This is a genomic window from Nocardiopsis sp. LDBS1602, assembly GCF_035818715.1.
GTDB lineage: Bacteria > Actinomycetota > Actinomycetes > Streptosporangiales > Streptosporangiaceae > Nocardiopsis > Nocardiopsis alba.
Window position 1 is genome coordinate 672954 of record NZ_JAYLVW010000003.1, and the last position, 21694, is coordinate 694647.

A 21694-nucleotide genomic window follows, 5' to 3' on the forward strand; every position below is an offset into this window, starting at 1 on the left:
TTTCGGAACCCGACGATGCTTCCGCCCCGACCGGGGCAGGGGGCGCCTCCTCCTCCTCCTCCGCCGCCGAGGCCGGGCGACGACGTCACCACGGGTGTGTTCCGTTCGCACTGGATGATCGTTCCGGTGCGGGTCATCGCGGTCACCCTGGTGTTCGTGGCCCTGGTGGGGCCGATTCTGAGCACCTTCGGCTACGCCTGGGTGCTGCTGATGGCGGTGGCGGTGGTGTTCGGCGCCCTCGCCTACGCCCTGCCCTCCTGGTGGTACGGCACCTTCGGGCTCCGTGAGGACCACCTGGTGGTGCACGGGGGGCTGTTCCTGCGCAGTTCGCGCGAGATCCCGCTCAGCCGGCTCCAGGCGGTGGACGTGGTCCGCCCCCTGTTGACGCAGGTGTTCGGGGTGGCGGAGCTGCGCATCGAATTGGCGGGCGGGGACGGAAGCGCGATCCGTCTCCACTACCTGCCGCGGGAGCTCGCCGAACGGATGCGGACGGCGGTGCTCGCCCACGCGGCCGGCCTGCCGGGGCGCTCCCCGGACGCTCCGGAACGCCCCTTCTACCGGTTGCCCTTCCCCCTGCTGCTGGGCGCGCTCACCTTCCGGGTGCCGATCCTGCTGGCCTTCATCCTGTTGTTGATGCTGGGCACGGCGTTCGTGGTGTTCCTGGAGGCGGGGGTGCTGGGAGCGGTGGTCCCGTTGGCCCTGGGGCTGCTGCGTTACTACTGGGGCCCGTTGGCCCGGTACACGGACTTCTACGCGTCGTTGTCCCCGGACGGCCTGCGGCTGCGGTACGGCATGTTCCAGCGTCGTATGCAGACGATCCCGCCGGGCCGGGTCCAGGCGGTGCGCATCGTGGAACCGCTGCTGTGGCGGGCCCTGGGCGTGGCCAGGGTCGAGGCGACGATGGCGGGTTACGCGGGGGCCCGTCAGGGGGATTCGTCCGACCTGCTGCCGGTGGCGCCGAGGAGCCGGGCGTTCACGTTGGTGAACGAGATGTTCCCGGGGAGCGAGGCGGCCGTGGTGCCGTTGGTGGTCAACCGGGAGAGGTTGCCGAGCGCGGCGGGGGTGGACGAGCACCTGTTCGTGAGCGTCCGCGGGCTGTTCTGCCGGGTGACGGAGATCGTCCCGGTGGAGCGTATGCAGACGTTGCGGCTGTCGGCGGGGCCGTTGGCCAGATGGCGGGGGAGGGCCACGGTGGACGTGGACACCCCGCCCGGCCCGGTGGCCGCGCGGGCCGCGGACCGGGACGCCGAGGAGGGGCGACGCTTCCTGAACGCCCTGGCCGAGTACGGAAGGCGTGCCAGGGTGCCTTCGGCGGGAACGGAACGGTGGGCGACACGGGCGACGATGCGCGCGGAGCGGGGGCCGGCCCCTTCCGAAGACGAGAAAACGGAGGAAACCCCTGGTGACACCCCCGGAGAGGCATTGTGACGTGTGTCACATCTAGGGGATGATGTGGTTCCGGTTGTGGGTTGCATGTCCGACATGTCTGTTCACTATGGGTGGTTTCTCCTGGTCAGGGGTGGCGATCTCTTCGGAATTCCGGCCACGCGAGGCGGCTGAGTATGGCTAAATGGTGACTGAACACGGCGAGTGTTCACTGTCATACACATCGTCAACGGTTTCGACCGTTTGGCACCCCCGCCGAACGGTCCTGACGGGAGATTCTCATGCTGAAGAAGGCCTTCGCCGCCACCGCCATCACCGCTGCCGCCGCCGGTGTTCTCTTCGCCGGTTCCCCGGCCATGGCCAACAGTGACGTGTTCACCTCCGGCAACGGCTCGATCCTGGGCGGCAACCAGCTCGTCGCCGACCTGGACGTGCCGATCAACGTCTGCGGCAACTCCATCGCCATCCTGGGCGTCTCCGGCGCCAACTGCATCGACTCCGGCGCCACCGTGAAGAACTGGTAGTAGCCGCGGCGGCTCGGCCCGATCGAACGAACGCCGGTCGGAGACGTCCCGACCGGTCCCTCCGATAGGGGTCCGAGAGCTTTCCGTGTGAGGCGCCATTCCGTGCGAACGGGATGGCGCCTTTCCCGTGTTCGAGCGGAAACGGACCGGCCGTCCACAATCGGGATTGTCGCGGGTCTGGAACCTCGAAAAGCGGTGACGCTGCGCACAGGGACATGAGATGACGTCTCTCCCTTTGTCCGCATCGGCCCCCGAGGAATCGGACACTCAGTGTGAACATGTGCGGATTTCTTGTGATCGATGCAGCTCAAGGCATGTTCTCCGGCGCCGTTCGTCGGTAATTTCTTCCTCGGCGTCACCATGACGTCGAGGAGGAACACCGCGAGTCCGGCGGTCCCCCCGACCGGACGGCTAAGGAGACACGTAGTGCTGAAGAAGACGCTCGCAGTCGGTGCCCTGACCCTCGCTTCCGCCGGGGTCATCCTCTCCGCCACGCCGGCCGCGGCGCACCCTGGAGCCTGGGGCTCCAACGCCAGTGGGAACAACACCTACATCAAGGACTTCGAAGCCGAGAACGAGGGCTGCGGCAACGCCAACGCCGTGCTCGGTAAGTCCCTGGCCTCCTGCTACAACGCAGGGGTGATCATCCAGCACTGACCTCGGACCGGAACCGGAGACCGGGTCGCCTCCCCGTACCCCTGAACGGCGGCCCGGGACCGGTGCCTCCCGAACGCCACCGCGAGGCGGACGGGCGGACCGAGGGACGGAACGGGGGCGGGCTTCGAGCCCGCCCCCGTTCTCGTGTGTCCGGGGGCGGGCCGGCAGGTCACCGGGCCGGGAGGGCTATCGTGTGCTCAGACCACGGCGCGGGAGTCACGGCCGTGCCGGATCAGGGGAGGACACGGAGCACATGGAGACGACACAGGAGCGCCCGGCGCGGCTGCGGATCGGCGTCATCGGGGCCGGTCGTGTCGGTTCCGTCCTCGGCGTCGCCCTGAGCCGGGCCGGACACGAGGTCGTCGCGGCCAGTGCCGTCTCCGAGGAGTCGGTGGCCCGGGTCGAGCGTCGTCTCCCCACCGCGCGGATCCTCGAACCCGCTCGGGTCGTGGAGGCCGCCGATCTCGTCTTGCTGACCGTCCCCGACGACGCCCTCCCCGATCTCGTGGAGGGGCTCGCCGGGACCGGTGTCGACCTGCGCGGCAAGATCCTCGTCCACGCCAGTGGAGCGCACGGCTACGGGATCCTGGCGCCCGCCACCATCGCGGGGGCGCTCCCCCTGGCCCTGCACCCGGCGATGACCTTCACCGGACGCGAAGAGGACGTCGAAAGACTGGCGAACTGCGCCTTCGGGGTCACCTCGCCCGACCAGCTGCGCCCCATCGCCGAGGCCCTCGTGGTCGAGATGGGCGCCGAACCCGTGTGGATCGCCGAGGACAAGCGCACCCTCTACCACGCGGCCCTCGCCGGAGGCGCCAACCATCTGGTCACCCTCGTCGCCGACAGCGCCTCCCTGCTCTCCGCCGCCGGGGTCCCCGAACCCGGAAGAGTGCTCGCCCCGATGCTGAGCGCGGCCCTGGACAACGCCCTGCGCCTGGGCATCCACGGACTCAGCGGCCCGGTGCTGCGCGGCGACGCCGGAACCGTCGCCGGCCACATCGAGCAGCTACGGGAGAACGCGCCCGAGAGCGTGGCGAGCTACGTCGAACTCGCCCGGCTCACCGCGGACCTCGCCATCAACGCGGGGCTGCTCAAGCCCGAGGACGCCGCGCGTCTGCTCGACGTCCTGCGGCGCTGAACCGGGGCATCCGACCCACGCGCGCCGAACGCGCGCGATCGCAGAACACCATCACGGAGAGACCGATGACCGACGCCACGCCGCAGCGGCCCACCACCGAGGGCCCCCTCGTCGCGCGTACCCCGGCGGAGCTGCGCCGGGCGCTCGACGGCCGGGGTCGGACGGCCCTGGTCCCCACCATGGGAGCCCTGCACGGAGGGCACCGGACCCTCATGCGTCTGGCCCGGGAGAAGGCCGACACCGTGGTGGTCAGTGTCTTCGTCAACCCGCTCCAGTTCGGTCCGGGCGAGGACCTGGACCGTTACCCGCGCGACCTGCCGGCCGACCTCGCCGTCTGCGGCGAGGAGGGGGTCGACGTGGTCTTCGCCCCCGAGGTCGAGACCATGTACCCCGCCGAGCAGATGGTCACCGTCGACGCCGGCCCCATGGGGGAACGTCTGGAAGGCGCCTCGCGTCCCGGGCACTTCACCGGCGTGCTCACGGTGGTCACCAAACTCTTCCAGCTGGTCCGCCCCGACCTGGCGGTCTTCGGCGAGAAGGACGCCCAACAGATCGCCCTGGTCCGCCGCATGGTCGTCGATCTGAACCTGCCGGTGGAGATCGTGGGCGCGCCCACCCTGCGCGACCCCGACGGCCTGGCCTCCTCCAGCCGCAACGTCTACCTCGACGACGCCGAGCGGGCGAGCGCCCTGTCGCTCTCCCGGGCCCTGCGCGCCGGGGCGGACGCGGCCGACGCGGGGGCCGACGCGGTACGCGCCGCCGCCCGGGCCGTCCTCGACGAGGCGTCCCGCGCCACACCCCCGGTGGAACCCGACTACCTCGCCCTGGTGGACCCCGCCACCTTCGCTGAGGCGCCCGCCGACCACAGGGGGGCCGCCGTCCTGGCCGTCGCCGCCCGTGTGGGGGCGACCCGACTCATCGACAACGTGTCGGTGACCCTGTAGCAGTGCGGTTCCCGGGGCCCGTCCCCGGACCCGGACGTCGACGGGACGCCCGGACGAACCCTCCGATCGAGGTTCCCGGTGGTCACCCCTCCCGGACCTTCGGCGGTGACGCGCGAAAGAGACCCCGGATGAGTTCTGACAGACAGACCCGCCTCCCCGCCCCCGAACCCGGATGGGCCCTCCACACCGACGTGGTGGTGGTCGGTTCGGGCATCGCGGGCCTGAGCACCGCGCTGCGCTACGTCCAACGCACCGACACGGGCCGCGTCGTCCTGGTCACCAAGGACCGGCTGTCCACCGGCTCCACCGCCTACGCCCAAGGCGGGATCGCCGCCGCCATGGCGCCCGAGGACGGTCCGGTCGCCCACATGGTCGACACGCACATGGCCGGGGCGGGGATGTGCGACCCGCTCGCGGTCAACCTCCTGGCCACCGAGGGCCCGGACGCCCTGCGCTGGCTCATCGGAGTGGGCGCCGAGTTCGACCGTGACGACGACGGGGACCTCTCCCTGACCCGTGAGGGCGGCCACCGCGCCGACCGGGTCGCTCACGCGGGCGGCGACGCCACCGGGGCCGAGATCCAGCGTGCCCTCGTCCACGCGGTCCGTGAGGAGCAGCGGATCGAGATCGTCGAGCGCGCCCTGGCCCTGGACACGCTCAGGGACCCCGATACCGGCCGGGTCCAGGGGGTCACCCTGCACGTCATGGGCGAGGGCGAACGCGACGGTGTGGGTTCGGTCCTGGCCTCCGAGGTGGTCCTGGCCACCGGTGGCATGGGCCAGATCTTCGCCGCCACCACCAACCCTCCCGTGTCCACCGGAGACGGTCCGGCCCTGGCGGCCCGCGCCGGAGCCCGCCTGCGCGACCTCGAGTTCATCCAGTTCCACCCCACCGTGCTGTGGCTCGGAGCGGAGGCGCGCGGTCGTCAGCCCCTCATCTCCGAGGCACTGCGCGGTGAGGGCGCCTACCTGGTCGACGGTGAGGGTCGTCGGATCATGCGGGGCGTGCACGAACTCGCCGACCTCGCCCCTCGCGACGTGGTGGCCCGCACCATCGCCCGGGTGATGGCGGAGCAGAACACCGACCACGTCTACCTGGAGACCCGTCACTTCGGTCGGGCCACCTGGGAACGGCGCTTCCCCACGATCCTCGCCTCCTGCCGGGCCCACGACATCGACCCCCTGACCGAGGCGATCCCGGTCGCCCCCGCGGCCCACTACGCCTCCGGAGGCGTGGAGGTGGACGTCGACGGACGCACCGGCGTTCCCGGCCTGTCCGCCGTGGGCGAGGTCGCCCGGACCGGTGTGCACGGGGCCAACCGCCTGGCCTCCAACTCCCTCCTGGAGGGGCTGGTGTACGCCGACCGGATCGCGGCCCGCCTCGCCACCGAGCCCGGCGCCGCTCCGACCTCGGCCGTCACGACCGGGTCCACCGTCACACTGGCCTCGCCCTCGCTGGCACCCCGTGTCAGAACCCTGATGTCCCGGCACGCCGGGGTCCTGCGCGACGGGGGAGGGCTGCGGACCCTGGTCGACGAACTGGAGGCCCTCGCGGCGGAGCCGGGGCCGGCCGTCCCCGACACGGCCGCCTGGGAGACCACCAACCTGCTCACCGTGGCCCGCCTCGTGGCCGCGGCCGCCCTGGGCCGTGAGGAGAGCCGGGGATCCCACCAGCGCTCCGACGCGCCCGAACCTCGACCAGGGTCGCGTACGCGACCCGTGATCGTCCGACTGGAAGAAGGGGACATCACCGTGACCACCGACGAGGAGCGGCGACCCTCGCTCCCGGCCTCCCTCGTGGCCGAACTCGACTCCATCTCCCTCCCGCTCGCCGGACCGGACCCCGACCCGGGGGCCCGATCCGAGTTCACACTGCCCTGGACGGCCCCGCACGAGTCCCACGTGGACACCGTCCTGCGCGCCTTGGGCGAGGATCTCACCGCCGGACCGCGCATCGACGTCACGACCGTGGCCACCATCCCCGCCGACCAGGTCCGCACCGCGAAGGTGGTGGCGCGCGCCGACGGCACGATCAGCGGGCTTCCTCTGGCCGAGCTGGTGTTCTGGCTGGTCGCCGAGGGGGCCCTGGAGGTCACCCGGGAGGTGGCCGACGGCGACACGGTCGCGCGCGGCGACGTCCTCATGAGCGTCACCGCCCGCAGCCGCGACCTGCTCACGGCGGAGCGCACCGCCCTCAACCTGCTCACCCACATGTCCGGCATCGCCACCGCCACCCGCGCCTGGGTCGACGCGGTCGCCGGCACCGGTGCCCGGATCCGCGACAGCCGCAAGACCACGCCGGGCCTGCGCGCCCTGGACAAGTACGCAGTGCGCTGCGGAGGCGGGGTCAACCACCGCTACTGCCTCTCCGACGCGGGTCTGATCAAGGACAACCACGTGGTCGCCGCCGGAGGGGTGGGCGCGGCCGTCCGTGCCATCCGCGAGCGCTTCCCCGGGCTTCCGCTGGAGGTCGAGGTGGACCGGATCGACCAGATCGAGGAGGCGTTGGCGGAGGGGGCCGAGGAGATCCTGTTGGACAACCTCCCCGCGGACCGGCTGAAGGAGGCGGTCGCCCTGGTCGACGGCCGGGCACGACTGGAGTCCAGCGGTGGACTCACCCTCGACGTGGCCGCGGAGGTGGCCGCCACCGGTGTCGACTATCTGGCGGTCGGGGCCCTGACCCACTCCAGCCCCGCGCTGGATATCGCGCTCGATCTGTTCTGAAGGCCCTACGTGGTGGAAGATTCCTTGGGTAGGCACCACGACGACCAAGGATGAGGCCCCCAGAATGCTGCTCGCGATCGATGTCGGCAACTCCGAGACGGTGCTCGGGCTTTTCGACTCCGACGATCTTCTCGAACACTGGAGGGTGGGGACCGACACCAGGCGTACCGCGGACGAGTGGGCCGTGGTGTTGCGCGGGCTCATCGGCGGTAGTGCCCTGAGCGACCTGGGGGAGGTCGACGGCATCGCCATGTGCTGCTCGGTCCCCTCCGTCCAGCACGAGATGCGGGAGATGTTCCGCAGGCACTTCGGAGACCTGCCCGCGGTGATCGTCGAACCGGGGGTGAAGACCGGGGTGCCGATCCGTATGGACAACCCCAAGGAGGTGGGCAGCGACCGGATCATCAACGCGTTGGCCGCCGATCACCTCTATGGCGGCCCCAGCGTGGTGGTGGACTTCGGGACCGCGACCACCTTCGACGCGGTCAGCGCCAAGGGCGAGTACGTGGGCGGGGCCATCGCCCCGGGCATCGACATCTCCGTGGACGCCCTGTCCCGGAGGGGCGCCCAGCTGCACATGGTGGAGATCGTCAGGCCGCGCGCGGCGATCGCCAAGAACACGACGGAGGCCCTCCGGTCCGGGATCGTCTTCGGTTTCGCCGGACAGGTCGACGGCATCGTGGACCGGATGGTCTCCGAGCTCACCGACAACCCCGACGAGGTCACGGTCGTCGCTACCGGTGGTCTCGCGGGCACGGTGATCGGCGAATGCGAGACCGTCGACGTCCACGAACCCTGGCTCACGCTCACGGGGCTGCGCCTGGTCTTCGAACGCAACGTCGGCTGACCCGCCCGATGGTCCGGCCCCGCACGTCCTCGGACACCGCGGGGTCGGACCGGGCCCCGTCGTCTCCGTTCGGCCGGGGTGCCCGACGCCGGTAGGATCGTGGCCGTGAATGACGCGCACGACGACACCTACGACGACCTGCCCGAACAGATGCGGGTCCGGCGACAGAAACTGGACCGTCTCCGGGAGGAGGGCATCGACCCCTTTCCCGTGAACTTCCCGCGGACCGCGTCGATCGGTCCCGTGCGCGACGAACACGAGGGCCTGGAGCCCGATACCCACACCGGGGACAAGGTCGCCATCGCCGGCCGTGTGATGCTCTACCGCACCGGTGGCAAGCTGTGCTTCGCCACCCTGCGCGACGAGACCGGGGACGTGCAGATCATGCTGTCCCTGGACCAGATCGGCAAGGAGCGTCTCGACGCCTGGAAGGCCGACGTCGACCTCGGCGACCACGTGGGTGTGGAGGGCGAGGTCATCACCTCGCGCCGCGGAGAGCTGTCCATCCTGGTGAGCTCCTGGACGCTCACGGCCAAGTGCCTGCGTCCGCTCCCGGAGAAGCACAAGGGTCTCACCGACCCCGAGGCCCGGGTCCGGCAGCGCTACGTCGACCTGATCGTCAACCCCGAGTCGCAGCAGATGGTGCGCCGTCGTTCGGCCGCCATCCGGGCGATCCGCGAGGGGCTGAGCGACCGCGACTTCATCGAGGTGGAGACCCCGATGCTGATGCGGGTGCACGGTGGCGCCACGGCGCGTCCGTTCACCACCCACATCAACGCCTACGACATGGACCTGTACCTGCGCATCGCGCCGGAGCTGTCGCTCAAGCGGCTGGTCGTGGGCGGGCTGGAGAAGGTCTTCGAGATCAACCGGAACTTCCGGAACGAGGGCGCGGACTCCACGCACAACCCCGAGTTCACGATGCTGGAGTTCTACCAGGCCTACGCCGACTACAACGTCATGGCGGACGTGACCCGCGAACTCATCCAGAACGCGGCGCTCGCCGCCTTCGGCACCACCATGGTCGAGCGCGACGGTCGGACCTATGACCTGGGCGGCGAATGGCCGCGGATCACCCTCTACGGAGCGGTGTCCGAAGCGGTCGGCGCCGAGGTCACCCCGCGTACGCCGATCGAGGAGGTCCGGCGGCTGGCCGAGGCCCGCGATGTGGAGTTCGACCCGGCCTGGGGCCAGGGCAAGCTGGTCGAGCACATCTTCGAGGAGCTGGTGGAGCACACGCTGATCCAGCCCACCTTCGTGTGCGACTACCCGCTGGAGACGAGCCCCCTCACCCGTCAGCACCGCGAGGACCCGCTGCTCACCGAGAAGTGGGACCTCATCGGCTTCGGGATGGAGCTGGGCACGGGCTACTCGGAGCTGGTCGACCCGGTCGAGCAGCGCCGTCGCCTCACCGAACAGTCGCTGATGGCGGCCGAGGGCGACCCCGAGGCGATGCAGCTCGACGAGGACTTCCTGCGGGCCCTGGAGTACGGAATGCCGCCGACCGGTGGTGTGGGCGTCGGTATCGACCGTCTGCTCATGGCCTTCACCGGAAAGAACATTCGGGAGACCGTTCTCTTCCCGATCGTGAAGCCCTCCGGGGAGTGACCGAGAACGTCCGTCCGCTTTCGGGCGAACGGATGCGAAGCGGATCCCCATAGGGGAGGACCGAAAGACCCGGAAGGGGCCGTCGCGTCATGGACGCGGTGGCCCCTTCCATATACCGATCCCCTCCCGCCCCATGGTGTGGGGCACGCGATATGGCTCACCTTTCGGCCATGTGGAGCGAACTCCGGGCCAGAACGTGATGGCCTCTCGGACAGAGAGGACTTTTTCCGTTCTTCCCGTTCGGGTGAGGAAGAGGTCTCTCGGGGGATATCGTTCACGCAGGTCAGGAGGGAAAGGCCGCAACGCCTTCCACGACTTTATGGCCCAGTGTCTCCGGGTGATCACCCATGGTGATTTATTGGGCCTTGACGGTATCATCCGAGCCGCCTAGCGTGCTGAGAGCGGGCTTTGGTCCGCGAGTTCGCCGAAGTGGATCGAGAACAACGGTGAGCAAGGGGTCGGGTCGAGAACGGTCCTCCGGCCCCCGCGCACGAGCCGACGGCGTGATCTGTCCGTCCCAGATCACAGAGCCGAGGCCGTGCGACCCGTGCTCTCCGAACCGACCTCCACCCCTGTGCCAGAGGGGTTCGCGAGGGTCGCTCGGAATGGCCGGGGCTCACCACGCGCCGACAGCCGGTCGGTCGCGCGCTTCGGTGACGAGTCGATGTTCCGCACTCACATGGATGAGGGAGGACGGAGTGGAACAGGCCACACTCGTACGACGTACCGTTGAGGAGCAGGGTCTCACGCGGGAGACCAGGGAGAACGTGGTTCCCCTGGCCAGGCGGGAGAGCGCCCTCGGGGGTTCCTACACCCCGGTCGAGCTGAGCCACGAGGAGCTGGAACTGCTCGCCGAGATCGCCACCGGTGTCACCACCGAAGTGGCCGCTCGGCACCTCGAACTCAGTGCCCGGACCCTGCGCCGTCGCATTCGCAACATCTGCGATGTGCTCGGGGTGAACACACCGATCGAGGCGGTCGTCTGGGCCGCCCGCCGCCAGCTCATCTGAGCCGGGCCCGTCCGAGGGGACGGGCGAGACCACGGGCATACCGGGCCGACACGTCACGAGTCCCGCATACCGGAGGAAGAGCGTTCCGGTCAGGGTTCGAGTGGGCGTAGTCTGGTCCGGCTATGCCCGTTCGTCATGTTCGGGTACGTCGGGCGCGCACGCCCGACGTCACCCACATCCGCCGTCTCGTCGACACCTACTCCGTGGACCGACGCGTGCTCTCCAAGAGCACGGTCAACCTCTATGAGGACATCCAGGAGTTCTGGGTGGCCGAGGCGGAGATCGTGCCCGAGACCCCCGAAGGGGCACCGGTGGAGGAGGCCGTGCGCTCCGTGGTCGGCTGCGGCGCTCTGCACGTTCTCTGGGAGGACCTGGCCGAGGTGCGGACCGTGGCGGTGGATCCCTCGCTCCGCGGTTTCGGGGTCGGTCACCGTATCGTCACCGCCCTGCTCGACACGGCGCGGGAGTTGGGTGTTCGTCGAGTGTTCTGTCTGACGTTCGAGACGGGATTCTTCGCACGGCACGGCTTTGCCCCGATCCAGGGAACACCGGTCTCCTTCCGTGTCTACGAGGAACTCCTCCGTTCCTATGACGAGGGTGTGGCGGAATTCCTCGACCTGGAACGGGTCAAACCCAACACGCTCGGGAACACCCGGATGCTCCTACACCTCGACGTCGAGTCCCGAGGTGTCTCGAAGTAAAGCTTTTAGGGTACGGATAGGTCCTCCTTCCCATACGTCCCAACGCTTCCGGGAGGCTCTCCCGAGAGGAAGGACGCTTAAGTGCACCGCGTGGTATGGGGTCGGAAGAGGACGGGTAATGTGTACCTGCGTCCAACGGGGGCGGCCGGTTCGCCGAGAGTCGATGAGGCGGTACGGTGCCCGCGTTTTCCGGATCTGCCGAGTGGCCGTCCTCAGCCCGAGTCGGCGATCCGGTACGGGGGTGGAACGGACGATCGGACATTGCTCTCTCCCGGGCTTTGCCGGGGGTCTTCGGTACGTCCGGTGTCAAACCGGGGGCAAACGATGTCTATGATGTCTGGTATGCGTTTGTCCGGATGCCCGGTGCGCGCCATCCCCCAGGAGTGACCCGACACTGAGTCGGGTATTTGCTGCAATAAGTAACAACCAGGAAGGGTGGGCCGCTTCGATGGGCGACTTTTTGTCATCGGTGCTTCCTCCTGGGCTGATCGACGTATTGTCCGCGCTCATCCCACCGGTGGTTGTCGCGACCGTGTTCTGTACCTTCGTCATCAAGCTGCTCCGTAAGGAGATGGCTCCGAGACGTATGGACGGCAGCCTGGTCAGCGAGGGCGCGGCCGGTGGCGGTGTCGTGGTGGACAAGGGCGAGACCGGGGTCGACGAGACCGTGGTGACGAACAAGACGTCGATGGTCCAAGGCGAAGAACGAGCCGATTCCGACGGCCGTTAGATACGGTGCCGGCCCGAACCGGTACCGAGACCCCTGATACAGGGGATGCACGCGTGTGCGGGCGGACTCGATGCCCCGCGCGTCTTCGGTGACCCGGAATCCCATCGGGCCGGCCTCTCGCGATTTCTGACGCGCCGGGAATTGTCTTCCGCGTTCTCGCGAGATAGCTTTATATTCAGGTGTGGAGACACCGCTCTTCTGAAAGGTTTGATTCCATGGCACAGAAGGTCCAGGTTTTCCTGGTAGACGACCTCGACGGTGGCGAGGCCGAGGAGACGGTGACGTTCGGTCTCGATGGATCGACGTACGAAATCGACCTCAGCGCGGATAATGCCGCCAAGCTCCGTGAGGCCCTTACTCCGTTCGTCGAGGCTTCTCGCAAGGCCCCGTCGAAGCAGGGTCGTGGTGGCGCCCGGCGCGGAAGCCGGAATGCCCCCAGCCGTGAGCGCAGCGCGGAGATTCGCGCCTGGGCGAAGGCCGCGGGCAAGCCCGTCAATGAGCGTGGGCGTATCCCCGCCGCCATCGTCGCCGAATACGAGGCCATCAAGGGTTAGGTTCGTCACCGCCCTCGGTCGCCGGAATAACGCCGGCACTCGAACCGATTTCGTTCCGACCACGCCGACGTTCGTACCCGAACATCCCGAAGGCCCTCCCGAGCGGAGGAGGCCTCGACACACCGGATGTAGGGGTTAACGGGGGATGCGGGGTTCCGGAGAATCGGGCGAGGAGTCCGGTCGGGGAGCGCCAAGCCGGTGCGGAGACCGTTCGTTGGAGGACACCCGCGAGACGGGCACGCGGTTCCCGCTCCTGTTTGGCCCGAACCCGAACCGACCGGGCCCTCGAGATGTCGACATCGGTGTGATCCGACCCTCCGTCGCGGGTCGTCGCATCCGAACTCCGGTGGTCGACGATGACCCTTCGGTCGATGTGGCTTTTTCGCTCGAAGAACAACACGCCTTCGGCTTGTTCGCTAAGAGCCGATAATGGGGCTTACGCACGTGCGGCCCGGGCACTCTCGTGATGGATGGGAGGCCCGGGCCGTTCGCCTTCGGCGTACAGGGAAATCTGACGCGCCAATTGGTAGTTGGATGTTGGGTGAACGCCCTATCGTCGGGGAAAGTCTCTGGCACGGACGGCTGCGGTCGGCCGTACGGAGATGTTCGTCCCCACCGGCCCCGGTCGGTGAGGACGGGCGGGTGCGACAGTGCTCCCCGGGGCGGTTATCCCTGTGGGGCCTATATGCGGAAGAGTTGGGTCGGAATGAACCGTCCCTGCCTGACCGCTCTGTAGAGGAGCGACGAGACATGTTCGAGAGGTTTACCGACCGCGCGCGGCGAGTGGTGGTTCTGGCCCAGGAAGAGGCCAGGATGCTCAACCACAACTACATCGGTACGGAGCACATCCTGCTCGGCCTCATCCACGAGGGTGAGGGTGTCGCCGCCAAGGCCCTGGAGAGTCTTGGTATCAGCCTCGAAGCGGTTCGGCAGCAGGTCGAGGAGATCATCGGCCAGGGCCAGCAGGCTCCGTCGGGGCACATTCCCTTCACTCCGCGGGCCAAGAAGGTCCTTGAGCTGTCGCTGCGCGAGGCGTTGCAGCTCGGCCACAACTACATCGGTACCGAGCACATCCTGCTGGGCCTGATCCGCGAGGGCGAGGGCGTCGCCGCCCAGGTCCTCGTCAAGCTGGGCGCCGACCTCAACCGGGTCCGCCAGCAGGTCATCCAGCTGCTGCACGGCTACCAGGGCAAGGAGCCGCAGGCCACCGGCGCCTCCTCCGAGTCCACCCCTTCCACTTCGCTGGTGCTGGACCAGTTCGGCCGCAACCTGACGCAGGCCGCGCGTGAGTCCAAGCTCGACCCTGTCATCGGTCGTGACAAGGAGATCGAGCGGGTCATGCAGGTCCTGTCCCGCAGGACCAAGAACAACCCGGTCCTGATCGGTGAGCCCGGCGTCGGTAAGACCGCCGTCGTCGAGGGCCTCGCGCAGAAGATCGTCAAGGGTGAGATCCCCGAGACCCTCAAGGACAAGCAGCTCTACACGCTGGACCTCGGTGCCCTGGTCGCGGGCAGCCGCTACCGCGGTGACTTCGAGGAGCGCCTCAAGAAGGTCCTCAAGGAGATCCGCACCCGCGGCGACATCATCCTCTTCATCGACGAGCTGCACACGCTGGTCGGAGCGGGCGCGGCGGAAGGTGCCATAGACGCCGCCTCCATCCTGAAGCCCATGCTGGCCCGGGGTGAGCTCCAGACCATCGGTGCCACCACGCTCGACGAGTACCGCAAGTACCTGGAGAAGGACGCCGCGCTGGAGCGCCGCTTCCAGCCGATCCAGGTGGACGAGCCGACGATCACGCACGCCATCGAGATCCTCAAGGGTCTGCGCGACCGTTACGAGGCCCACCACCGCGTCTCGATCACCGACAGCGCCCTCGTCGCCGCCGCGCAGCTCGCGGACCGCTACATCAGCGACCGCTTCCTGCCCGACAAGGCCATCGACCTCATCGACGAGGCCGGTTCGCGGATGCGCATCCGTCGGATGACCGCGCCGCCGGACCTGCGCGAGTTCGACGACAAGATCGCCAAGGTGCGCCGGGACAAGGAATCGGCCATCGACGAGCAGGACTTCGAGAAGGCCGCGTCCCTGCGCGACGACGAGAAGCAGCTGCTCAACAAGAAGGCGCAGCGGGAGAAGGAGTGGAAGGCCGGCGACATGGACGTCGTCGCCGAGGTCGACGAGGAGCTCATCGCCGAGGTCCTGGCCGCCTCCACCGGTATCCCGGTCTTCAAGCTGACCGAGGAGGAGAGCTCCCGCCTGCTGCGCATGGAGGACGAGCTCCACCGTCGGGTCATCGGCCAGGAGGACGCCATCAAGGCGCTCTCGCAGGCCATCCGCCGTACCCGCGCCGGTCTGAAGGACCCCAAGCGTCCCGGTGGCTCGTTCATCTTCGCCGGTCCGTCCGGTGTGGGTAAGACCGAGCTGTCCAAGACCCTCGCGGAGTTCCTCTTCGGGGACGAGGACGCGCTGATCCAGCTCGACATGTCCGAGTTCATGGAGAAGCACACCGTCTCGCGTCTGTTCGGTTCGCCTCCCGGCTACGTCGGCTACGAAGAGGGCGGCCAGCTCACCGAGAAGGTGCGCCGCAAGCCGTTCTCCGTGGTCCTCTTCGACGAGATCGAGAAGGCCCACAACGACATCTTCAACTCGCTCCTGCAGGTGCTGGAGGAGGGTCGTCTCACCGACGCCCAGGGTCGCAACGTCGACTTCAAGAACACGGTCATCATCATGACGACCAACCTGGGTACGCGGGACATCTCCAAGGGCGTGGCCATGGGCTTCGCCAAGGAGGACGACGCCAACACCAACTACGAGCGGATGAAGGCCAAGGTCAGCGAGGAGCTCAAGACCAACTTCCGGCCCGAGTTCCTCAACCGTGTGGACGACGTCATCGTCTTCCACCAGCTGACGGAGAAGGAGATCTTCCAGATCGTCGACCTGATGATCGCGAACCTGGACAGCAGGCTCAAGGAGAAGGACATGGGCATCGAGCTTCGGCCGAACGCCAAGAAGGTCCTCTCCGAGCGCGGCTTCGACCCGGTTCTGGGCGCGCGGCCGCTGCGTCGCACGATCCAGCGGGAGATCGAGGACCAGCTGTCCGAGAAGATCCTGTTCGGAGACCTCAAGGCCGGTCAGATCGTCGTGATCGACGCCGAGGGCGAGGGCACGGACGCCAAGTTCACCTTCAAGGGTGTTCCGAAGCCCGCCGAGGTGCCGGACACCCCCGAGGTGGAGTCCGCCGCCCAGGGCGAGTGAACATGACGGTGTGACCGCGGGTCCCGCCGAACGAGTCGGGGACGTCCCTTCAAGGGGCGTCCCCGTCGTCGTTCTTCGAACGATTTCCCTGCTAAGGACGGTGGCCCGGGGATAGGGTTCCCCTGTGGCTTACCCCGACGACCCCGGCCAGGGCGGCGAACGCCCCCCTGCGGGGCCCCCTCCCGCGCCCGAGCACGTCCACGGCCCGCCCGCATGGCAGGGGCCGCCACCCGGGTACCCGCCGCGAGGGACGCCGCCCGGATATCCGCCTCAGGGGCCGCCGCCCCGGCGAAGGAGCGCGCTGCCCTGGGTGATCGGTGGTGGAGCCCTGGCCCTGTTCCTCGTGGGCGCCGCCGGGTTCGGACTCTGGGCCTTCACCCGGGGAGGGCTCTCCGAAGGGGGCTCCGCAGGGGTCCTGACCTTCGAGGACCTGTCCAAGGAACACGTCGACATCGGCGAGAAGGTCGACTACGGGCAGCATCCACCGGTCGGTGGAGAGCACTACCCCTTCTGGCAGAACTGCGGCGTGTACGACGAGCCCATCACCGTCGAGGCCGCCGTGCACTCACTCGAACACGGAGCCGTCTGGATCACCCACGACCCGGACCTGGACCCGGCCGACATCGAACGGTTGACCGCCCACCACAGCCCCGGCTCCTACGTGATCGTCAGCCCGATGGAGGACCTGCCCGCACCGGTCGTCGCCTCGGCCTGGGAGGCTCAACTCATGCTCGACGACGCCTCGGACCCCCGTATCGGCACCTTCCTCCGCCAGTACGAACAGAGCCCGAACGCCCCCGAACCCGGGGCGCCGTGCAGCGGGGCCTACGACGGCACCCAGGCCGAGTTCGACGAGCACGGCTTCGACATGGAGGCCATGGAATGAGAAGGGGTCAGGCGGGGAGGGCGTAGCGGCCGTCGTCCAGGGGGTCGACCAGGCCGTCGGAGACCAGGGCGTCCAGGGCCCGCTCACGCTGGATGTGGTCGTCCCAGACGGCGTCCAGCGCGGACTTGACCACCGGCTCGCGTGAATCGCGCAGGACCGCCAGCAGCTTTCCCCGGACCTGACGGTCGGTGCCCGCGTAGGTCTGTCCTCGACGCGGCGGGCCGTCGTGCGGCGGCTTGCCCGCGATCCGCCAGGCGCACTGTCCGGCGATCGGACAGTCCACGCAGCGCGGGGACCGGGCGGTGCACACCAGGGCGCCCAGTTCCATCACGGCCACGCCCCAACGGGCCGCCACGGACGGCTCCGAGGGCAGCAGGGACTCGGCCAGCGCGGTCTCCGCCTTCGTCTGGGTTTTCGGTGGGTACTCGATTCCGGTTTCGGCACGGGCTAGAACACGACGCACGTTCGTGTCCAAAATGGCGTGCCGTTGTCCGAAGGCGAAACTCGCCACCGCCGCCGCCGTGTAGGCGCCGATTCCGGGGAGTGACAGAAGGGTCGCGTGATCGTCCGGAACCTCGCCGCCGTGTTCCTCGGTGATGGCGACGGCGCAGGCGTGCAGACGGAGGGCCCTGCGGGGGTAGCCCAGCCGGTTCCACATGCGGACCGCCTCGCCGGAGGGCTCTTCGGCCAGGTGGGCGGGGGTGGGCCAGCGTTCCATCCAGGCCTGCCACGCGGGCAGCACCCGTACGACGGGGGTCTGCTGGAGCATGATCTCGCTGACCAGGATGGACCAGGGCGAGGCGTCCGGGTGACGCCAGGGAAGGTCTCGGGCGTTGGTCTCGTACCACGCCAGAACCGCGGTGCTGTAAGGGTTATCGCTCATCTTTAACGGGAATCCGGCGGGTTGAGTAGGTAGGTGGCGCGCAAAACCGCAATACTACGGCCCATGGCGTCAAGTACCGGACACCCCGCACCTGTCAGCAAGGACATCTACTGGAGGCGACGGGCCTTCGTCATGATCGGGGTGCTGCTGGTGCTCGCGTTGATCGCGTACGCCTGTAGGCCTTCGGACGGGGCGAGCGAGACGAGTTCCAACCAGGCCGCCATCGAAGACCCCTCGGCCTCTCCCAGTGTGCCCGAGGAAGAGCCCTCGGAGGACCCGTCCGAGGAACCGGAGGAGGAGCCCTCCGCTTCCGCCTCCCCGTCCGAGGAGCCCTCGGAGGGCGCCGGGAAGGACGACGACGAGGAGAAGGCGGAGGACGAGGAGTCCGAAGACTCCGGAGAGGCCGCGGCCCCGGAGAGCCCCGAGGACGCCTGCCGACCGCAGGACGTGGTGGTCACCTTCGACTTCGCCGAGAAGGACCGGGACACCTACGGGGGCGGCGCCGGCCCCGGCTTCAAGGTGACCGTGGTCAACATCGCCGAGCAGACCTGCACCGTGGACGTGGGCCCGGAGGCGGTCGAGCTGATCATCCACTCCGGGAACGACAGGATCTTCTCGACGGCCGACTGCGCCGAGGGCAAGCGGGAGAAGCAGCAGCTCACCCAGGGGCGTCCGTACGAGTACACCCTGGACTGGGAGCGGAACCGCTCCTTCACCGACTGCCGCGACTCGTCGGCCAAGGCCCAACCGGGTTGGTACAAGGCGAACCTGAAGGGCGACCACGTCGGCAACGTCGACCAGCTGGTCTTCCAGCTTCAGTGAGGAAAAAGTGTCGAATCAGGGAAATGCCACGACTCTTCGTCATCACTTCACTACTATTCGTGGTGAATCTGGTGTCGTCGATGTTGGAGTGAACCCATGAGGACTGCCCTCACCCTTGCTGCGGCCGCCGCCCTGGCCCTCTCCCTGACCGCTCCCGCGCAGGCGGAGACCACCCGGTACTCGCTCACCGTGCAGGGCGCCCCGGAACAGCAGGGGGACGGAGCCATCGGCTGGGCCCGGTCCATGGAGCTGGAGTGCGGTCCGGCCGGCGGCGGGCACCCCCGGGCCGACGAGGCCTGTGAGCTGATCGAGGCGGCCGGCGGGTCGATCGCCGACGTCCAGGCCGTCCGGGACGGCGCCTGCACGATGATCCACCGGCCGGTCACCGCGATCGCGGTCGACGGTGACGGGGAGCGCTACGAGGAGACCTTCGGCAACGACTGCCTCCTCTCGATGGCCAAGGGCGCCATCTTCGACTTCTAGACGGTCGTGGGGCCGAAGAGGAGATCCTCTTCGGCCCCACGCGTCATGAGCGCCGACGGCGTTTGGCCACCCAGGTCAGGGCCTCGATCAGCTCCTCCACCTCATGGGTGCGGATGCCGGGGATCGGATCGCCGAAGTTCTTGGGCACGACCGCGTCGGTGAAGCCCAGCCGCTGGGCCTCGGCGACCCGGCGGCGGACGCCGTTGACCGCGCGCACGTCCCCGGCGAGTCCCACCTCGCCGACGGCGATGAAACCGCTCGGGAGCGCGACGTCGTTGTTGGAGCTGCCCGCCGCGATGGCCAGGGCCAGGTCGACGGCGGGTTCGCCCAGCCGGACTCCGCCCACGGTGGACGCGTACACGTCCATGTTGGCCAGTTTCATACCGGTGCGCTTCTCCAGGACGGCCAGGATCATGTTCACCCGTGAGGTGTCCAGGCCGGAGGTGGCCCGTCGAGGGGCGGGCAGCGGGGTGGGGGCGACCAACGCCTGGACCTCGGTGATGAGGGGGCGCCGCCCCTCCAGGGTGACGGTGACGCAGGTGCCCGGGACCGGGTCGGTGCGTTCGGTGAGGAACAGTCCACTGGGATCGGGAAGGCCCTCGATGCCCTTGTCGGTGAGCTCGAAGACGCCGATCTCGTCGGTGGGACCGTACCGGTTCTTGACCGCGCGCAGCAGACGCAGCTGGGAGTGGCGCTCGCCCTCGAAGTGCAGCACCACGTCCACCAGGTGTTCCAGGAGCCGGGGGCCCGCGATGGAACCGTCCTTGGTGACGTGGCCGACCAGCACGGTCGCGATGCCGCGCTCCTTGGCGATCTGGATGAGGGCGCCGGTGACCTGGCGGATCTGGGTCACGCCGCCGGGGACCCCGGTGGCCTCGGGGGAGACCATGGTCTGGACCGAGTCCACGATGAGCAGGTCGGGGGAGACCGCGTCCACGTGGGAGGCCAGGGTGGCGACGGAGGTCTCCGCGGCCAGATACAGGCGATCGGAGAGCGCCCCGAGACGTTCGGCCCGCAGACGCACCTGTCCGGCGGACTCCTCGCCGGTGATGTAGAGGACGGAGGCGTTGGCCGCGCGCATGGCGGCGACCTCCAGGAGGAGGGTCGACTTGCCGACTCCGGGCTCTCCGGCCAGCAGCACCACGCCGCCGGGAACGGCGCCTCCGCCCAGGACCCGGTCGAGCTCGTCGACCCCGGTGGGGACCGCGGCCGCGCTCTCCACACTGATCTCGGTGATGGGGCGGGCCCGGGCGGTGACGGGGGCCGGAGCGACGGCGGTCGGCGCGGGGGCTCCGGCCTCCTCGACGGTGCCCCAGGACTGACATTCACCGCAGCGGCCCACCCACTTGAGAGTGCTCCATCCGCACTCGACACACCGGAACGAGGTCTTCGCTGCTTTTGCCATGGTCGCAACGCTAACGGGTGTCGGGGACAGCCTCGGCTGGAGGTGAAGGGCGCCGAAGGACATAAGAAAGTTACCTACGAGTTAGCCCGTAGGTTTCGTAGCTCGTGTTAGAGAATGTGTGGGGAGTCACTCCCCAGGCGGTTCTGACGACTCCCATGCCCCCGCTCCTTGAGAGAGGAAGACCCTCGTGTCCCGCTCACACGAATCCCCCGTCCCCCACCGTTCCCCCCTTCCGCGCCGGCGCGGACTGTCGCGTCTGATGGCCTCGGTCGCGATCGCGGCCCTCGGCGTGACCCTGGCCTCGGCCCCGGTCGCCGCCGAAGAGGTCGAGGCGGCCGAATTCACCAGTTACGTCGCCATCGGTGACTCCTTCACCGCCGGCCCCATGGTCCAGGCTCAGGCGCAGATGCCCCTCCTGGGCTGCATGCAGTCCTCCGTCAACTACCCCAAGCGGCTGGCCGAGGAGCTGGGGATCGACGACATCACCGACGTCAGCTGCTCGGGCGCGGTGATGAACGACCTCTACGAGAAGCAGTTCGACGACACCGAGCCTCAGCTGGACGCGCTCGGCCCCGAGACCGACCTGGTCACGGTGGGCATCTCCGGCAACGACTTCGGGTTCTCCGAGGTGCTCGTCGAGTGCGCGAAGAGGAGCCTGACCAACCCGCTGGGCAGCCCGTGCTCGGACTACTACGGCGGTGACCTGGACGACCGGATCGACGGTCTGCGCGACGACCTGAACCAGGTCTACGCCGACATCGCCGAGCGCAGCCCGAACGCCACGGTGCTGAGCATCGGCTACCTCCAGATCATGCCGGAGAGCGGTGGTTGCTGGCCGAGCACGCCGATCTCCCGCGGTGACGTGCCCTTCGTGGACCAGGCGCAGATCAGGCTCAACGCGATGATCGCCGAGGTCTCCGAGGCCAACGGCGCGACCTTCGTGGACACCTTCGAGCGCGGCCACGACGTCTGTCAGGGTTCGGACACCCGCTGGGTCGAGGGGCTGATCCCCGAGGACGGCGCTCCGGTGCACCCGAACAACCTGGGCATGGCGGCCACGACGGACTTCATCCGGAGCACCCTCGGGGTGCCCAGCCCGTAGTCGCTCAGTGTGACCGACCCCGATGGGCGCCCTGCG

At 68.7% G+C, this 21694-nt stretch carries 19 protein-coding genes; 17 read left to right on the forward strand and 2 right to left on the reverse strand.

The genetic code is table 11. From position 1 onward, the window contains the following. Positions 1 to 15: 15 nt before the first annotated feature. The 14 genes from U9J66_RS15045 (at position 16) to U9J66_RS15110 (ending at position 16963) form a co-directional block, all read left to right on the forward strand. Positions 16 to 1428 carry a PH domain-containing protein gene (locus U9J66_RS15045; RefSeq protein WP_326337962.1) on the forward strand — a complete coding sequence of 471 codons (1413 nt, stop codon included), beginning with the start codon at positions 16 to 18 and terminating at the stop codon, positions 1426 to 1428. A gap of 239 nt (positions 1429 to 1667) precedes the next feature. After that, positions 1668 to 1910: a chaplin family protein gene (locus U9J66_RS15050; protein WP_014911011.1), complete on the forward strand. Its 243-nt coding sequence runs from the start codon at positions 1668 to 1670 to the stop codon at positions 1908 to 1910. A gap of 426 nt (positions 1911 to 2336) precedes the next feature. Then, positions 2337 to 2567, forward strand: a complete 231-nt coding sequence (locus tag U9J66_RS15055; protein ID WP_014910087.1) for a hypothetical protein — start codon at positions 2337 to 2339, stop codon at positions 2565 to 2567. A 253-nt stretch (positions 2568 to 2820) separates the two neighbouring features. Further along, complete coding sequence (locus U9J66_RS15060) at positions 2821 to 3705, forward strand: Rossmann-like and DUF2520 domain-containing protein (RefSeq protein WP_014909730.1); 885 nt, start codon at positions 2821 to 2823, stop codon at positions 3703 to 3705. Positions 3706 to 3770: 65 nt separating this feature from the next. Next, positions 3771 to 4649 (forward strand): pantoate--beta-alanine ligase, encoded by an 879-nt coding sequence (panC, locus tag U9J66_RS15065; RefSeq protein WP_014912489.1) that lies wholly within the window; start codon positions 3771 to 3773, stop codon positions 4647 to 4649. Positions 4650 to 4777: 128 nt separating this feature from the next. After that, entirely contained in the window at positions 4778 to 7372 is a 2595-nt protein-coding gene (locus tag U9J66_RS15070) for an L-aspartate oxidase (RefSeq protein WP_326337963.1), read from the forward strand. Positions 7373 to 7436: 64 nt separating this feature from the next. Further along, a complete protein-coding gene (locus U9J66_RS15075; RefSeq protein WP_014912894.1) occupies positions 7437 to 8219 on the forward strand; it encodes a type III pantothenate kinase in 783 nt (260 codons plus the stop codon). Positions 8220 to 8324: 105 nt separating this feature from the next. After that, the gene (lysX, locus tag U9J66_RS15080) at positions 8325 to 9827 is read left to right on the forward strand and encodes a bifunctional lysylphosphatidylglycerol synthetase/lysine--tRNA ligase LysX (RefSeq protein WP_014909234.1); all 1503 of its coding nucleotides are present in this window, start codon (positions 8325 to 8327) and stop codon (positions 9825 to 9827) included. A gap of 698 nt (positions 9828 to 10525) precedes the next feature. Further along, complete coding sequence (locus U9J66_RS15085; RefSeq protein WP_014908395.1) at positions 10526 to 10837, forward strand: LuxR C-terminal-related transcriptional regulator; 312 nt, start codon at positions 10526 to 10528, stop codon at positions 10835 to 10837. A 122-nt stretch (positions 10838 to 10959) separates the two neighbouring features. Continuing rightward, positions 10960 to 11538, forward strand: coding sequence for an amino-acid N-acetyltransferase (locus U9J66_RS15090; RefSeq protein WP_014912144.1), 579 nt, complete (start codon positions 10960 to 10962; stop codon positions 11536 to 11538). A 448-nt stretch (positions 11539 to 11986) separates the two neighbouring features. Beyond that, complete coding sequence (locus U9J66_RS15095) at positions 11987 to 12268, forward strand: hypothetical protein (protein ID WP_041561836.1); 282 nt, start codon at positions 11987 to 11989, stop codon at positions 12266 to 12268. A 215-nt stretch (positions 12269 to 12483) separates the two neighbouring features. Continuing rightward, on the forward strand, positions 12484 to 12822 hold the full coding sequence (locus tag U9J66_RS15100) for a histone-like nucleoid-structuring protein Lsr2 (RefSeq protein ID WP_014908917.1): 339 nt from the start codon (positions 12484 to 12486) through the stop codon (positions 12820 to 12822). A 750-nt stretch (positions 12823 to 13572) separates the two neighbouring features. Beyond that, the gene (locus tag U9J66_RS15105; RefSeq protein ID WP_081536500.1) at positions 13573 to 16077 is read left to right on the forward strand and encodes an ATP-dependent Clp protease ATP-binding subunit; all 2505 of its coding nucleotides are present in this window, start codon (positions 13573 to 13575) and stop codon (positions 16075 to 16077) included. A 310-nt stretch (positions 16078 to 16387) separates the two neighbouring features. Next, complete coding sequence (locus tag U9J66_RS15110) at positions 16388 to 16963, forward strand: DUF3105 domain-containing protein (protein ID WP_017534637.1); 576 nt, start codon at positions 16388 to 16390, stop codon at positions 16961 to 16963. Between the two features lie 7 nt (positions 16964 to 16970). Here U9J66_RS15110 and U9J66_RS15115 read toward each other — a convergent pair whose 3' ends face one another. Then, positions 16971 to 17846, reverse strand: coding sequence for an A/G-specific adenine glycosylase (locus tag U9J66_RS15115; protein WP_017534638.1), 876 nt, complete (start codon positions 17844 to 17846; stop codon positions 16971 to 16973). Positions 17847 to 17909: 63 nt separating this feature from the next. Between U9J66_RS15115 and U9J66_RS15120 the strand changes: the two genes are divergently transcribed. Both U9J66_RS15120 and U9J66_RS15125 read left to right on the forward strand, forming a co-directional pair. Further along, entirely contained in the window at positions 17910 to 18668 is a 759-nt protein-coding gene (locus tag U9J66_RS15120) for a hypothetical protein (protein WP_161111173.1), read from the forward strand. Positions 18669 to 18764: 96 nt separating this feature from the next. Beyond that, entirely contained in the window at positions 18765 to 19151 is a 387-nt protein-coding gene (locus U9J66_RS15125) for an SSI family serine proteinase inhibitor (protein WP_014911141.1), read from the forward strand. A gap of 43 nt (positions 19152 to 19194) precedes the next feature. On the opposite strand, the gene radA is transcribed toward U9J66_RS15125, so the two are convergent. Beyond that, positions 19195 to 20556 carry a DNA repair protein RadA gene (gene radA, locus U9J66_RS15130; protein WP_081536501.1) on the reverse strand — a complete coding sequence of 454 codons (1362 nt, stop codon included), beginning with the start codon at positions 20554 to 20556 and terminating at the stop codon, positions 19195 to 19197. Positions 20557 to 20743: 187 nt separating this feature from the next. Here radA and U9J66_RS15135 point away from each other — a divergent pair, with 187 nt between their 5' ends. After that, complete coding sequence (locus U9J66_RS15135; RefSeq protein WP_326337965.1) at positions 20744 to 21658, forward strand: SGNH/GDSL hydrolase family protein; 915 nt, start codon at positions 20744 to 20746, stop codon at positions 21656 to 21658. Positions 21659 to 21694: the final 36 nt, after the last annotated feature.